This is a genomic window from Bacteroidetes Order II. bacterium (genome assembly GCA_016788705.1).
Lineage (GTDB): Bacteria > Bacteroidota > Rhodothermia > Rhodothermales > UBA2364 > UBA2364.
Genome location: JAEUSQ010000046.1, coordinates 31,615 through 47,757, shown reverse-complemented (window position 1 = coordinate 47,757; position 16,143 = coordinate 31,615). Strand labels below are relative to the sequence as shown.

The 16,143-nt window shown below is 47.0% G+C and carries 11 protein-coding genes; 6 read left to right on the top strand and 5 right to left on the bottom strand.

Annotated elements, in window-relative coordinates:
- Positions 1 to 361 precede the first annotated feature (361 nt).
- Entirely contained in the window at positions 362 to 3,460 is a 3,099-nt protein-coding gene (locus tag JNN12_12170) for a T9SS type A sorting domain-containing protein (protein MBL7979088.1), read from the top strand.
- A gap of 96 nt (positions 3,461 to 3,556) precedes the next feature.
- Here JNN12_12170 and JNN12_12165 read toward each other — a convergent pair whose 3' ends face one another.
- Complete coding sequence (locus JNN12_12165) at positions 3,557 to 4,258, bottom strand: metallophosphoesterase family protein (GenBank protein ID MBL7979087.1); 702 nt, start codon at positions 4,256 to 4,258, stop codon at positions 3,557 to 3,559.
- A 135-nt stretch (positions 4,259 to 4,393) separates the two neighbouring features.
- Between JNN12_12165 and JNN12_12160 the strand changes: the two genes are divergently transcribed.
- Positions 4,394 to 5,689 (top strand): dihydroorotase, encoded by a 1,296-nt coding sequence (locus tag JNN12_12160; GenBank protein MBL7979086.1) that lies wholly within the window; start codon positions 4,394 to 4,396, stop codon positions 5,687 to 5,689.
- A 78-nt stretch (positions 5,690 to 5,767) separates the two neighbouring features.
- Here JNN12_12160 and JNN12_12155 read toward each other — a convergent pair whose 3' ends face one another.
- Together JNN12_12155 and JNN12_12150 are read right to left on the bottom strand one after the other, a co-directional pair.
- The gene (locus JNN12_12155; protein ID MBL7979085.1) at positions 5,768 to 7,300 is read right to left on the bottom strand and encodes a DUF3667 domain-containing protein; all 1,533 of its coding nucleotides are present in this window, start codon (positions 7,298 to 7,300) and stop codon (positions 5,768 to 5,770) included.
- Positions 7,301 to 7,376: 76 nt separating this feature from the next.
- On the bottom strand, positions 7,377 to 10,280 hold the full coding sequence (locus JNN12_12150; GenBank protein MBL7979084.1) for an aminotransferase class III-fold pyridoxal phosphate-dependent enzyme: 2,904 nt from the start codon (positions 10,278 to 10,280) through the stop codon (positions 7,377 to 7,379).
- A 400-nt stretch (positions 10,281 to 10,680) separates the two neighbouring features.
- Between JNN12_12150 and JNN12_12145 the strand changes: the two genes are divergently transcribed.
- Genes JNN12_12145 through JNN12_12135 form a run of 3 tightly spaced genes read left to right on the top strand, consistent with a single transcriptional unit; the run spans position 10,681 to position 13,863 of the window.
- Entirely contained in the window at positions 10,681 to 12,909 is a 2,229-nt protein-coding gene (locus JNN12_12145; GenBank protein ID MBL7979083.1) for a M1 family metallopeptidase, read from the top strand.
- 10 nt (positions 12,910 to 12,919) lie between these two features.
- Positions 12,920 to 13,585 (top strand): phosphatase PAP2 family protein, encoded by a 666-nt coding sequence (locus tag JNN12_12140; protein ID MBL7979082.1) that lies wholly within the window; start codon positions 12,920 to 12,922, stop codon positions 13,583 to 13,585.
- A 29-nt stretch (positions 13,586 to 13,614) separates the two neighbouring features.
- Positions 13,615 to 13,863, top strand: a complete 249-nt coding sequence (locus tag JNN12_12135) for a hypothetical protein (protein MBL7979081.1) — start codon at positions 13,615 to 13,617, stop codon at positions 13,861 to 13,863.
- Between the two features lie 123 nt (positions 13,864 to 13,986).
- Here the strand turns inward: JNN12_12135 and JNN12_12130 are convergent, their stop codons facing one another.
- Positions 13,987 to 14,493 (bottom strand): low molecular weight phosphotyrosine protein phosphatase, encoded by a 507-nt coding sequence (locus JNN12_12130; protein MBL7979080.1) that lies wholly within the window; start codon positions 14,491 to 14,493, stop codon positions 13,987 to 13,989.
- Positions 14,494 to 14,677: 184 nt separating this feature from the next.
- On the opposite strand from JNN12_12130, the gene JNN12_12125 reads away from it, so the two are divergent.
- On the top strand, positions 14,678 to 15,715 hold the full coding sequence (locus JNN12_12125; GenBank protein ID MBL7979079.1) for a hypothetical protein: 1,038 nt from the start codon (positions 14,678 to 14,680) through the stop codon (positions 15,713 to 15,715).
- Here JNN12_12125 and JNN12_12120 read toward each other — a convergent pair.
- Positions 15,701 to 16,078: a hypothetical protein gene (locus JNN12_12120; protein ID MBL7979078.1), complete on the bottom strand. Its 378-nt coding sequence runs from the start codon at positions 16,076 to 16,078 to the stop codon at positions 15,701 to 15,703. The two genes, JNN12_12125 and JNN12_12120, sit on opposite strands and share 15 nt — an antisense overlap.
- Between the last annotated feature and the right edge of the window lie 65 nt (positions 16,079 to 16,143).

Below are 16,143 nucleotides of genomic sequence, written 5' to 3'. Positions count from 1 at the left end.
ATAATAGTCAACAACGTCGTCAGCAACGGATGCAACGATTCGGGTATGTTCGATAAGTCGATATGAGGTAATTGATCGGGCATGATTCAAATTTAATACAACAGGCATGACAAATGTCTGTCATAGACCTCCTAAATAGTTGCTTTTATTTTTTGATTAAAACTGTTGATGGTCTTGAATAGTAGTAAAACAATGTAAAATGTAAATGTGATAGATTTTCAAAGCCTGCATGTTTTTTTGTTATTATTCTACTTGCACTTGTGCCAAAAAAGCCGTAATCTTGCACGTTGTAAGCATGTAAACGCTTTCGCAAACCCCAACTGAAACCCCAATTCTCATTCATCAAACATAGGAAGTAAAAATGAAAAAACTTCTACTCATGCTGGTGATGGGTGCTTTCCTGATTCCATTGACTGCCCAAGCGCAGACCCCATGGACACAGGCAGGTGCCTTTCCATCAGCAACTTTTAGCCCCACCACCAATCCTAAGACAAACTGGGATGGTCATGGTGTTGCGGTGGATCCGGACGGCAAGATTTGGTACCAACCTTATTACGCAACGGATAGTACCAATGTAAACTGGCAAGCCAAAAAGGTGGCCACTCGTGTAATCTATGTGTTTAATCCGGATGGTACACAAGCGTCTTTTTCACCCATTAAGTACATCCCGTTGCCCGGTGGCAAACGCGATACCTTGGGAGGCGTTACCATCAAAACAGCCGCTGGTGCCAAGTCTTTTGACCCGAATACCGGTCGGGGATTGCGCCTTGCACAAGATGGGCATATCTTGGTTTCGCAGTTCAACATCCTTTACAAACTGAACTACAAGACAGGTGAAGGGATGAACAAAGCAGTGGTTAACTCGTCTGGTCAATCTATTGCCGCAGCAGCAGTTGATAATGCGGGGAATATTCTGGTTGCCACCGTTGCTCCTGGTGTAGAGCCGATGAAAATGTACGACAAAGATTTTAACTTTATTGGCAACGTCATCGAAAAAAGTAAAATCAGAGGATACTCCCGCTCGTTTTTACTATCTCCGGATGGGAATACGATTTATTGGACGGGCTATGATAAGTCTGGGGTAATGGTTTATAAACGTGCGGATGAGTTTTCTCCCTATGATTCTACGGGTATCGTACTTGCAGGATTTTCTTCTGAGTCACTGACGTTCCATCCGGTAACCGGGCATTTATGGGCCAGTGCGGGGTCTTCCACCGATGCCCCGAATCGTTATCCCGGTGTTAAAACTATGTGGAAGCGCCGTACTTGGTACTCTTTTAATCCTGCAACCCTCACGCCTAAAGACCTTACGGATGCTGAGACGGCGATCGAAAGCCTGACTTGGAAGCCGAGTGTAGAAGCAGACACTTTGGGTCGTCCACGGGGCATTGGCTTCTCTCCGGACGGTAAAATAGCCTATGCAACCGTTTTTGCTGCGGGTTCTACGGCTGGTGTGATCAATCCTACCCTTCAAAAATTTACGGCTGCTGCCGCTTCTTCGGGCAGGATGATCACCTTGATGGTAAACATGGCTTCTACGCGGGATACCGTTGGGGTGAAGCGTATGATCCAAGTGCGTGGGGATAACGGTGGTCCCTTGCCAGATGGCAACAACATTACATGGAACGATGCAACCACGCTGAAGCCTGTAAACGTGGGTGGTGACTACTGGAAAATCCAGTTCAAAGCCAATCCAGACAAAGACCTGAAGTATAAATTCTGGGGTGCAGGCGATGGCCTTGGCGACGGTTGGGAAAATGGTAGCGACCATGCGGTTGCCGCTGGTACGGGCGATGTAGATCGCGGCGTACACTTCTTTAACCGCACCGGGGGCGATAAAGCCTACGACTGGAAGCCATTCCGTCAGGTGGGTACAGACTCGGTGGCCGTTCTGTTCCGTGTTTATATGAACACCAAAGAAGCCGGAACGGCGGGCTACGACCGTACCAAAAACCCTGTGGTGGGTGTTCGTGGGGATGGCGCTCCGGGTGGCGTTGTGGATTGGGGTAGCACGAAAGTGAAACTGAAACCAGAAAGCGCCAACCAAAGCGAAACAGGCTACCATATCTACTCGGGTATTGGGGTCTATCACAAGTCCGAAACAGGTAAAGTTCAATGCTTTAAATATTTTGTTGAACCAAGTGGCTGGGATGGAACAGGGGGCAAAGGTGGTTGCCCGTCGGATGCTGATAACCGCTGGTTCAAAATCCCAACCAAAGACTCCACCCTCCATTGGGTGAAGTTCCAGAACGGAACCGATGCACCAAACGCAACCAGAGACAAACACAACGTGGTATTCTCGGTAAACCTTGCGCCATTGGAAGCCATTGGTATCTTTGACCGGACTCGTGGGGACTCCCTCCAAGTACGGGGCGACTTCAACGGCTGGGGTTGTTCAAAAACCAATTTCGACCGTTGCTTGTTAGACAAAGTACCTGGTGGTGCAATTTATGAGTTGACAGCCCTTTTAGAGAACTTTGGTGGTACCGAGATGAACTATAAGTACTACTTGGACTTCAACAATGCTGAGTTTGAGAAGAAATTTGCTTGGACACCCAATGGCTGGGAAGAGCCACTCTCTACAACGGGATCTAACCGGAAGTTTAATTTTGCAGCCGGAACCGCAGATCAAACATTGGAGCAAGCCCGCTTCAATGACATTCAGTCCAAAAACATTATGCCAGCTGGAACCACCGTGAATGTGAAATTTACGGTAGATATGCGTCCTGCCTTAACCGCAGATCGCACCTTCAATCCGGCTTCCGATTCGGTGTATGTGGATCTGACGGGCGACCCAATCTGGGCCTTAACACAAGGATTTGCGCCTCAGAAAGGAACGGATGGCAAGCCTAATGGCAATGCTGACTTTAACTACAAAGTATTCCTTACCGATGCAAACAATGATATGGTCTATGAAGGCACGGTTGCCGTAAAAGGTCCTATCTATGGATCCTTGCAATATCGCTATGCCTTTGGTACCAAAGCATCTGGTACTTATCTCGAAGAAGGTGGAACCACTGCTGGTATTGGCCGCCGTCGTACCCGTTATATCCAATGTACCTGGACGACCAAAGGCACTTGTGCCTCTTGGCCTGCAACGTTTACGCTGGCTTCCGAAACCTTCCAGCCTAAGGGCAATCTTCCTTATGAGCAAAACGTAGTGGCTGTAGAACCCGTAGAGTCTTCGCAATTGCCAACGGCCTTTACGCTCACGCAAAACTACCCGAACCCATTTAACCCATCCACCAGCTTCGAATATACCTTGGCCAAAGACAGCCACGTAAAGGTTCAAGTATTTGATCTGACCGGACGTTTGATTCAAACGCTCGTAGATGGTTTCCAAACGCAAAATACCTATCGTGTAACGTTCGATGCCAGCACCCTTGCTTCCGGTACGTATCTGTATCGTATGCAAGTAGGCAACAACATTATCACGCGCAAGATGACGTTTGTGAAATAAGCTAAACAGCCTATTATAAGCAAAAGGGGTTGTGCCAAACGGTGCAACCCCTTGTTTTTTATATTGTTACGTTTGTGTAGCTCTTGGAATATCCGCTTATTTTCCTACTTTCAACCGGTCTGCAAGCGACTCAGGCAGGCCCTCTTCTATAATTCTGGCGGCTGCGCCTTCCACATTGTACGGAACCCTAACGAGTTTGTACAAGAGGGAGTCCGTATCAAAAACACCAAATCCAAGTCTTGGATTGTTGTCGCGTGGTTGGCCTACGCTGCCGACATTAATCATGTATCGGTTGCCCGGACGCACACGGGTCACGCCTAATTTATCTGCCATAATGGCTGGTAGATGGGTATGACCGATAAAGCAAAAATCGGTTTTGAAGTGCTCGAATTGTTCCACCGTCCCAAAAAACGATTCCAAACGGGTGTATAAGTGTGGATTCATAGGCGAGGCGTGGACGATTGTAAAATTATGGGCCTCCACCATGTACGGTAAACTACGAAGATATTCTAATTGGTGATCGTTGAGTTTTTCGCGGTTGTGTTTTGCCGCAACCTGTCCGGATTGGGGCAGCACATCTAATCCGCGCCCAAAAACAATGGCCTCGTCGTGGTTGCCCATAACAGAAGCCGTACAATAACGCATCACCAAATCCACACATGGGCCAGGGTCGGCGCCGTACCCCACGATGTCGCCGAGGCAATACACCTCTTCCACGCCTTCTTTTTCTGCGGATTCTAAAGCTTTATAGAGGCCATGAAGATTGGCGTGTATATCCGAAATAAGGGCAATTTTCATAATGTAATTGAGTCAAGACGGTTTGGGATGCTTAACATAGGGCTGTTAATATAATTCGTTTTTAAACGGACAAAGCAAATGCGCTGATAATCTTTGAAGATTTGAAGCCAACTTCGCTATTCATAAGCCTTTGAAATGATGTACACACCCAATTTGATATTCCGTAACCTGACAATTTTAGATCCTTTAACCGGAGAAATCTTTGGTGAAGATTTGTTGATTCAAAATGGTCTTATTGCCGCACAGGGTTCTCATCTATCCGTTCCCGACGGGACACCCGAATATGATGGAACGGGTAAAATGGCCTCGATTGGTTGGATGGACATGCATGTTCACCTGCGCGAGCCGGGGTTTGAACACAAAGAGACCATCGAAACAGGTTGTCGGGCAGCTGCTTTTGGTGGTTTTACGGCGGTTGCTTGTATGCCCAACACCAATCCCCCCATTCATACTGCGGATGTGGTGTCTTTCATTATCGAAAAGGGTCGGAAAACGCCTGTTGATGTACACCCCATTGCCTGTGTTTCTAAAGAGCGGGCAGGAAAAGAATTGGCGGAATTGGCGGAACTCAAGGAAAATGGTGCGGTGGCATTCAGCGACGACGGTGCGCCCGTACAACATGGTGGTCTAATGCGGACAGCCTTGGAATATGGCGCTATGATTGATGCACCGATTATCAACCATATGGAAGACCTAACGATCAATCCGCATGGTCAAATGAATGAAGGGTTTGTTTCAACACGCTTGGGGCTAGCGGGTATTCCCGGCCTGGCGGAAGAGGTGATGATTGCACGGGATATTTTATTGGCGGAATTTACGGGCGGACATGTTCATGTAGCCCATATTTCTACGGCTCGGGGCGTGGAGTTGGTACGTGAAGGCAAATCCAAAGGCATTTCGGTTACTGCTGAGGTCTGTACCCATCATTTTGCACTAACCGACGAGGAAGTGGAAAAGCGCAACTATGATACCAATACCAAAATGCACCCGCCCCTCCGCACACAAAAGGATATCCACGCCATACTAGAAGGGTTAAAGGATGGTACCATTGATGTGATTTGTACCGATCATGCGCCACATGCTCATTTTGAAAAGGAAGTGGAGTTCATTGCCGCACCTTTTGGGATTTTGGGTCTTGAAACCGCTTGGGGTCTTATTGGCCGCGAATTGTTGGCTGGTAACGTCCTTTCGGTACAAGAGGCTGTCTATAAAATCACGGTTGCACCCCGCAAAATTCTCCGTCTGCCTGTTCCTGCGTTGGAGGTTGGGTCTGCGGCAAACCTCACCATTTTTGATACCACCACGCAGTGGACGTTTGAATCCCGCCATATTCATAGCAAGAGTATCAACACGCCCTTTGTGGGTGCGGCCATGACGGGAAAAGTCTGGGGGATTTATAACCGAGGGCAATGGGTTCCGGCAATGGTTTAGGCGTTAATAGGGCATCGCGGAAACAACAAAGGGGATGTGACACGTGGTTACATCCCCTCATTTTTGGCGATAGCTTGCTCAATGTACCGAGCCTGCGCTAAGAGCTGTAACGACCGTCACTGCAATGATGAGCAGGTTGATGTAAATAAACAAGACGGCTGAATATTTAAAAAAGTCCTCTATCCATTCTCGATCGCCTATGGAAGCCAGTACGGTAACCCATTTGGATTCCTTTGGCAAAATTCGGAAGGAGACCAAACGATTAAATAGCCTAAAAAACCACTGTCCCACCAAGGCCAGCAAAAGGGGAACCCCCAAGACCGTGAAATAGAAAAACATAAATGGACTTAGCAGCAAGAGGCCAAAAATGAGAATTAGTTTTTTGCCAAAAGTAAGGCTCCTAAATCCTTGCCAAACCGAGGGATATGGTTGAGCGGGTGTTTCCTTTTCATAAACATTATAGAACGCCAAGAAACCATATACCACCAACCCAAGCCACAATAAAATGACGACGGCATTGGCCCAAGCAAAATTTCCGGCCCAAAGAACCACGCCCAGCAATAAAATCAGAAAGAGGAACAGAACGCTATGAAAGTGAACCGCAAAAATAAGGTGTTCGTAATAAAAACGCCCTCGGTAGAAATATACCAATTTGAGTAAAAGTGCAAATAAGGGCATCATAAAAAACATTGCATACGAAAGTTGCTTAATGGCCGCATGGGCCAAATCTTTTGGTTTTTTCTTGGCCTCATGCCACCGGATTTGTGTTTTTAAAGCAAATCGGTGGAGTGCATCTGGATTAAGTCCTTTCGTTTGTAAGAAGGTATTAAGTTCTTCGTTAGACGATTTTAATAGTTTTCGGGCTTTTTCGGCGGATATTCTTTTCCCAGAGGTTAAAGGAATGGTCACAGAATCTGCTTCCACCACAATGCCTTGCGCGGCCAAAACCTTGTTTTCACGTGCTTTGCCCAACATCCGGACAAATCGGTGGTGTGTAGAATCGGTTTGTGCCACAATTTTGGAGCGGGTCGTGTCTGGCAATGCCAAAAAATCCAAAGAATCGGGTGTCCATATATCTGAAATAAAACCATATTCTTTCTGTGCCAATTCCGTTAGGTGTGATTGATCTGCTGGAAGGAGTGCAACAGCATGGGTTTTGACTTCGTGCAGGGTATTAAATAAATTTTGGCGGTTCTTTTTGGGTAATGGTCCTGTTTTCTCCTTGATTTTATCCACATATTCCTGAAGCCTACTTTGTGAATGCGAGTCTAAAGAACTCTCGGTTTGCTCCACAATACGGTCTGCAAAAAGTGTAGAGAGCAAGAAAAACACAAAAGCGATAAAGACATACATCCGAAAGGGCGGAATATGATAAGCACGTTTACCTTGGATAAAATCTAATGTTACCTCGCCCGGCTTGGTCATAATAGACTTTAGCGAGTGCCATAATTTGGTATCAAAATGCAGGGTGTTTTCCAATAATTCCAGGATCAGGTGACCAGCGGGAAGGTGTAGATCATGGTTCTCTTGCCCGCAATGGGGGCAAAAATTGGCGTGTTCAACATTGGTTCCACAGTTTGGACAATACTGAAACTTTTTTTTGTGCGACATGCGGATATAGGGTTAGGGCTGTAAAATACGCAACCGTTTAAAAAAAACACATTCAACCTTGTTTAGACCCCTGGCATCAGGACATATACGTTAGGATGCGGTCTAAAGTAGTTACCAAATAGTCTGCGTTGGCTTCATTAAAGCACATGGGAGGTTTTATTTTGAGGATGTTGTAATAATCACCAGTTGGATAGATGATAATTCCATGCTGACGCATGCGTTCAGAGATCCACATGGCCTCGTGGGTTGCGGGTTTGCGCGAGGATTTGTCCTGAACAAGGTCCACCCCCAAATAGAACCCATGCCCATAGATAGCCCCAATTTTTTCATGTTTGTCTATTAAGTTAGATAGGCGGTTTTTTAAGTATTGGCCTACCCGATCCGCATTTTGTTGCAGACCTTCTTCTTCCAAAACATCTAACACAGCATGGCCTATCTCGCAAGAAACCGGATTTCCTGCGAAGGTATTAAAATAGGTGTATTGGCGCTTGTAGGCTTCGGCAATTTCGGGTGTGGTGACAACTGCCGAGAGGGGGTGGCCATTGCCTATTGGCTTGCCAAGGGTTACGATATCCGGTAAAACCCCTTCTTTCTCGAAGCCCCAAAAATGTGTTCCCATACGTCCAAATCCAATCTGAACTTCATCGGCAATACAAACACCGCCCGCTTCATGTACAATTTTATAAACTTCCTGCAAGTATCCGGTGGGCATTTCTACACCACCGCCCGATCCAAGCAGCGACTCTGAAATAAAACCAGCCAAACCATGTCCGTTGGATTGTAGGTGCGCTAATTTATCGTGGGCATCTTGTGCATATTTTAGGGCAAGGTTGGTTTCTCCTATCCGAAAACGACCTCGGTAGGTATTGGGCTGTATAAGCGGATGTGTAAACGGTCGCAAAGACTTTGCTGCCGTTGGATTGTCTAAAAGGCAAGTGCTAATCTCATCAACGGCGGTGGTATTGCCATGATATTCGCCATCAATAACCAACATGTCTTTACGCTCGGTATAAGCCCGCGCCAAGCGTAGGGCCAAATCGTTCGCCTCGCTCCCGGTGCATACAAAAAATACCACACGAAGGGGCTCGGGGAAATAGCCCAACAACCGTTCGGCGTATTCCACAATGTTTGGATATAAAAACCGTGCATTGGTATTGAGCCGCTTAAGTTGCCGCGTTGCCGCCTCCCACACTTTCGGATGGCTATGGCCTATGTGTGCCACATTGTTTATGGCATCTAAATACACCTGCCCGTCGTCTCCAATCAGGTACTGCTTCCATCCACGAACCAAGTTCATGGGTCGTTCATAATAGTACTCTTGGGCTTGCTGTATGGACTTGCGCCGACGAACAGCCAAGTCATCCTGACGAGACCTTTCTATTTGGGCAAGGGGTTGCTGAAACAAAAAGCCAGGATCCCACACCCGATGCGCGTATAAGGCTTTTTCGCTGTTTTTGACGCGAAAAGGTGGGTTGACGTCTAACCCCAGTTGAAACTGAAAGGGGCGGTCGGAGGAACTCAGGCCCAAAACTTGCCCTTTCTCCACAGGCCCGTTTTTTAGTGTAGATACCACGCCCCGATACACCGCGTGAAACGTCGTTCCATTCTGAGCATTGAGCAGAACCGAAAACCCTTCTTCTGTTGTGGTAACATAACCGTTATCAATGGCATATACAGGCAATGGCGTAGGGGTGAAGACGGATATTCCAAGAGCGGTGTATCCTTCATCATGGGTCGGGTTGTCTGCGGAGGTTACCTGTATCTGGGCTTCTCCAAACCGCGAAAGGCCACATGAATCAGGATCAAGCAACGGGGTAGGAACGTCCTTTAGCCAAGCGCCTTCATCAAAAAGATCAGATGTTGGACTGAAATCGAGGATTTTATAAGGGGTTGGGCAAAGAAGGGGTGGATGAAGGGGGGCGGTGCTGTTTATCAAATCCGTAAAGAAGGCGTTTGGGGCAGAAAAACCACACACCACCCGAAAGGGTGCTACCAAATGCCCCATTGGGAGGGCCGTCAACGCCTCGAAGGCTGCGCGGTCTGCAAATGCTTGTTTGCGAACATACGCATTGTTGGGTTCTAAGGTGAGTTGCCGGGCAGAAGCACATACAATGGCACACGAACGCATGGCCAAAAGTGCAGGCAAGACCGAAATCTCAGATTCCGATAGCGGAAAAACCGCATGAAACGCTTTTACTACCGTTAGGGCGTCTTCAATGGGCGATGGGCTACCTGTCATGACGCTTTCCAATAACATGACTGCCAGCTCGCCTACTGTCCAAGAGTGGCAAACATCGCCAAAGTCTATCAAACCGTTAATGTGGTTTCCGGTATCGTCCACGAGCAGGTTATAACGGGTAATGTCGCCATGGATAATACTTTGTCTCAAGACCGGCGCATGGGTTTGCACTTCGGCATTAGCCCAGGTTATAATCGCTTCGATGCTGGCACGCAAAGAAGGATCTTCCACAAAACCGACCCATGTTTTTACCAGTTCTACCGCCAATTGTAAATCCCATTGTATAGGACGATGGGCGGCAGGATGCGAAAAATCGTGTAATGCGTGTGTAATCGTGCCCGCAAAATGGCCCATTTCGTGTAATAAACCAACCGATCGAAAGGGCACATCGGACAACATCTGACCCGGCAAAAAAGACACAAGGCGCCACCAATGCCCTTCCGCTTGTACCATTTCTACCCTAAATCTCGTTGGGATGGGTCTGGGGAGCGGCAACGTAGGGGTTTGTATCTGGAGATGGTCCAATATCCGGGTCTGTAAATCCAACCATTCGTGGGGTGTGGCTGCATTCGCAATTTTTAGTACATACCGTGCTCCGTCTTCGCAACGGACCAAAAAGTTTTGATCCTGATAACTGTCTAGTGGTTTTAAGTTTCCGGAAATATCCCAATATAGGGCTAATATTTCCAACGCTTTTTGTGTCGAAAACTGTGGGCAGGCTTCTAAGGTGCTTTCAAACATACAGGTTTTTTACGTTCAAATCTGGTGGCGAAATGGAGATAAGACCGAAGGCAAGATACAAAGAATTACGGAATGGGGATGCTTGTTTTTGTGGGCGAGGCCCGTTTTGATGACTTGAAATCCATAAGGATGCCCCTAAAACGAGGTGTTTTTTTGACAAAACGTTGAAAATTGCTTTTAGAAATCATTTTTTCGTACAAATGGATTCAGGGTCGCATCATAGGGGTGGCTTTTGTCCTTCACTAAGGCGCCGTAAAATAATTCGGATACCCTTCGTTCCCAAACAAAACAGGAATAAGGGAATGGTACATTTATGAGGAATATGCCAACCTGAATTGCGTCCGTCACGTAGAAGCGGGAATCGTTGTATATTTTATCCTTCTTGCAACTTTAAGGTTTCATGCGCTATACGCTGGGTTCTCTTTTTTTGGTCAGTTTACTTTCGGTACATTTGGCGGCACAGCCGGATCCTTATGTGTCGGGAGGGGAATTGTTACCCGAACAGGCGGCTTATGATGTGGGGTATTATGATCTCACATTGCAGATAGATCCGAAAAAAGAAGCAATTAAAGGCACATTGACAGTTAAAGCCCTCATACTCTCTCCCCTTCGCCATTTCGTGCTCGACCTAGATCCCCGCTTAACTGTTCGCCGGATTGTAGAAACGACCACATCGGGAGTAGAACCGCGCTCGGTGATCCGAAAAGGGGGGCAACTTTGGATTCAATTGGGAGCGGAGCGAAAAATTGGTGAACTGGTCGAACTCAGCATTCAGTATGGAGGCATACCCCGTGTGGCCCCGATACCGCCTTGGGCGGGTGGGTTTACGTGGTCTCGTACTCGTGATAACCGCTATTGGGTTGCGACCAGTTGTCAGACAGAAGGCGCCGATGTCTGGTGGCCCGTAAAAGACCATCCATCTGACAAACCCGACTCTATGGCCATGCGGTTTACCGTCCCACGTGGATATTGGGCGGTGTCAAATGGTAAATTAGTGTCTCGTACCAAAAATCTGGATAAGACCGATACATTTTTATGGAAAACCTCAGTTCCGATTAGTCCATATAATGTCACCTTGAATATGGCCCCTTATATTCGGCTAGAACAACCTTACAAAGACATTGAAGGAACAGAATACCCGCTTCAATATTGGGTTTTACCGGAAAATGTAGAAAAGGGCAGGACATTATTGGTGGAAGCGGCTAAACAGTTGGCCTTTTTAGAAAAGACATTAGGGCCATATCCATTTAAAAAAGAAAAATTTGGGATTGTAGAAGTACCCTTTTTGGGGATGGAGCATCAGACGGTCATTGCATATGGCGCGCGCTATAACAACGATGCCATGACGGGATATAATGGAGGCTTTGATGCCCTGCTTTTCCACGAAATGGCACATGAATGGTTTGGGAACTTAATTACAAACCGCGATTGGAAGGATATGTGGATTCACGAGGCGTTTACCACGTATTTAGAAGCGCTTTATGCCGAACACCTAAGAGGTGCTGTGGCGTATCGGGCATACATGAATATGCAGGAAAAACAAATTGGCCATGCGGCGCCTGTGGCTCCGGTAGTGCCCGTCAGCTCAAAAGATGTCCCGACGGATGTGTATAACAAAGGGTCTTGGATGTTGCATTCTTTGCGATATCTGCTGGGTGATGACCGGTTTTTTAGGCTGCTCAAGCAATTTGTGTATCCGTCGGATGACAAGCCTGTGCGAGCGCATTCTACCCCGAACGTGCGATTCTCCGATACCGACGAGTTTACTCGTATGGCAGAAGCGGTCGCTGGTCAGCCTTTGGATTGGTTTTTCGAGGCCTATTTGCGTGAAGCCAAGCCTCCCGTATTGCATATTACTCGTACCCGGCGATATACCGATCTCGTTTGGCATACATCGGGGCAAAAGCCTTTTCCCATGCCAATTGAAGTGTTTCTGGAAGGAAAATCACAGCGGGTTCCCATGTCCGAAGGACGCGCCAGAATTTGGGCATCCGAAAACCTTTCGCTGGTGGTGGATCCGGAGCGTTGGGTAATGCGGGGCAAAGATGCGTTTGAAAATCGGTTTGCACGTCCACTCTCGGAAGATGATTTTATCGGGCGTTATGTGATACAGCCAGGATACGCCTTCGAGGTTTGGAAGTCGGAAGGGAAATTGCTTTTCAGGGCGCCTGGTAGTTTTGTGCGGGAGTTAACCCCAATCAACGAACGCCAATTTGAAGTGAACGCTGGAGAAGCGGAGGTACTTTTTGAGGTTGATGATCGCCAAGAAGTGAATGTGCTTGTCTATAAGCGGAACCAGTCGGTTATTACTGGAACCCGTATGGATTTTGTGATACCAGACCAATTTTATCCGCTGAAACTTCCAGAAGAGATCTTGGATCGGTTTATTGGTCGTTATCGGGTGGGTAATGCGCCCAATGCTGCCGACGTGGTGATAACCCGTGAGAAAACCCAATTGATGCTTCAGGAAGGGGGGAATCCGCCCGTGGAAATTTTTCCAATTTCAGATGCTGTATTTGAATGGAAACTATTGCCTGCCCAAGTTCATTTTATCGAAAATACTGATGGTCTGGTGGTTGGCATAAGGATTGAGCGAGGAACCACGACCATATCCGCAATCAAACGTTAAATCTAAATCTATGCGTAACTATTTGCTGCTCTTATTAGTCTGTCCGCTATTCGCAATGGCACAATCGGATTGGGATCATGAAGCACTGAACAAAATTTATGCGCACGAAACGCCCTTGTTTTCTAAAACCATGCAAGTTGCGGATCGGAGTTCATACCCTCTTTTTTTGTTGATCCCTGCGGGTGCCATGACAGCCGGTGCCGCGAATATCCGTGAGTATACGTTAGAACAGGGTTGGGCGGTGGTTGCATCTGGTGTGGGGAGTTATGCGGCCATGGAAGCCCTCAAAAGAACCTTTAAGCGGCTGCGTCCCTATCAAACATTGCCCAATATCGCCTATTATCGGGGAGAAAAGACCGTTCCTGCGAACGACTCGTATAGTATGCCTTCTGGCCATGCAACACTTGCTTTTGCCCTGGCCACAGCCTTGACCATACAACACCAAAAATGGTATGTTGTGGTTCCTGCGTATTTGTGGGCTGGAAGTGTGGGCTTGTCAAGGGTTTGGAATGGGGTACATTACCCTTCTGATATATTGGCTGGTGCGGTTATCGGGAGCGGGGTGGCATATTTGGTACACCGGAATATCAACCGGATTACGCCAAAATCATGGCGGAACGACAGGGTGCAATATCAGATGGTACCACTGGGATTTTCCTTCCATAAAAATTTTTAACTTTTTCAATACCTCAGTAAAGAGATACGATGCCTAAATATCTGTACAAAACCACATTTGTCGAAATTCCATCCGAAAAAAAATGGTATGAATCGGCACCGCGCACCGATCCACATTCGTTGGTACGAAGCGGTTATTTTAAAGACCATCTGAACGAGATGGGAGACGAGGGGTGGCAGCTGGTTACCGTGGAAGCACTCAATACCGCAGAGCCCTCTTCTATGACACCATTTTCCATGACCAAGGGATATTACTTTTTTTGGATGAAAGAAGCCTGAGCGTTATGATCTCACGGATTTTGACGAGGTGCCTCTTTCTTTGCTTTTGTGAAGTATAAAAGACCCTTTGCATATTCACCAAGCCTAAAGTAGGAGAGAGAAGACGGAGGAAGTAAGTGCCATTTATGGGCCTTGTCCCAACTCTTGTAGGTGTGACAAAAGGTTTTTGCACGTTCGCAAGACCATTTCATACACCTCGTCAAAGCCCTTTTGCCCGCCATAGTATGGGTCGGGTACCTCACCATTACTGGGCATGGGGTCAAAATCCCGAAACAAGCGCACCTTCTGGACATCGGCATCCAACTCGTCGCCCGCACCCGCAATCAAAAGCATATTTTCCACATTCGAGCGATCCATACCGAGAATTAGGTCATACTGATCCAAAAAACGGGCTTTAAATTGCTGTGCCCGTTGTTTGGAGATATCCACGCCATGCTGTGCGGCGGTTTTGGTCATCCGACGATCCGGTGGCTCACCTACATGCCATCCACCTGTTCCGGCGGAAGCAATTTCAAATCGTTCTTCTAATCCGGCTTCTCGAACCAAATGGCGGAAAACGCCCTCGGCCAATGGACTTCTGCAAATATTGCCGAGACAAACAAAAACAATACGGAAGGGTGGTTTTTTCATTCGAGTAGGTTGTGGATATGGGTAAAAAGGCCATATTAAAGTACAAAACCAGTGGGAAATGGTCAAACGAAACAAAGGTATTTTTTCCAAAAAACGGATTGATATACCGTTACGGAAGTGGTATTATGGTTAAGGCATTGCTCCCAAAACGCAATTTCTGAATAACCATTCAACCTCCTTTCACATGACACACACGCAATATCTAACGGCAGAGATGGCCAAAGCAAAGGGCTGGCTCGGCCAAAAAACTGATTTTACAACTGACAAACAGGGCCGATTGATCGTTGGGCAGGGGGAATTTCGATACATCGTAAACTTGGGATGGGGGCAACTGGATCCATCCGTCACTCCTGTGAACGATTGCCACGAGATGGTACAAGACTCACAAGGGCGTATCTTATTGTTGACCAATGAAGTACGTAATAACGTGGTGATTTATGACAAAAGTGGGCATTTCATCGAATCATGGGGAAACGAATATCCTGGAGCACACGGCCTTACCCTGAGTCGGGAAAACGGGGAGGATTTTTTGTTTATCTGCGACAATACACGCCACCAAGTAATTAAAACCACGTTATCTGGAAAAGAAGTGATGGTTTTGGATTATCCAGAGGAGAGCGGTGTTTACGACTCGGCAGAACAATACATCCCTACCGAGGTGGCGGTTGCCCCGAATGGTGATTTTTATGTGGCAGATGGTTATGGGTTAGATTGGATCGTCCAGTATGACCACAGCGGGAATTATATCCGGCATTTTGGTGGGAAAGGTACTGGACAAAGCCAATTGAATAATGCACACGGAGTCTGTGTGGATGTCCGGAATCCTGAAGACCCTTTTTTGTGGATCACATCCCGTCCGGATCATACCTTCAAACGCTTTAGTTTATCGGGGGAATATCAAGGTAAAGTACATCTACCGGGGGCATGGGTGTGTCGTCCGGTTATATATGGCACTTATCTTTATGCGGCTGTGTTGGTCTCCGAAAAGTTAGGCTTTAATGGAGGCTCTGGCTTTATCACCATTTTGGATGAAACGAATCGGGTGGTCTCAAACCTTGGAGGACTTGAACCGACTTATAATGAAGGTCAACTCCAAGAAATGTGTCAGGCATTCCCCTTGTTTCAATATCCACACGATGTTTGTGTGGATGACGATCAGAATCTATACGTTCCTCAGTGGAATTCAGGAAAGGTATATCCGTATAAATTAGAGCGCGTTTGATTCAGAGGGCTTGTTGATGTGTTTTCGGTTCAACCAACGACGAATCAGGGCATACAAAGCGAGGAACCAACCAATTGGGTAGGGTAAAATGAGGATGCCCCACCAAAGCGGGTATGGACTTGTCCCGCCAATGCCACCTAATGCCGTAAAAATCCACATGGCCGTAACCCCAATGGCCATCAACACAAAGGCCATCAGAAATGTTTTGTGATCAGGATCGTGGCTGAGGCGTGTGGAAAAGGCTAATAGGACACTGCCTATAAATATGACAATGGAACCTTCTAAAGGGTCTATTGCACCGAGGAGTGTGGCGACAACACCAATTATGAATAAAATGTGCGGCCAATTGGTTTTGTTCTTCATGGGTTTTTAGTGGAGTGATTATCAAGTTGAACAGTTTAGGCTACGTGCAAAAAACGGACTGGTTT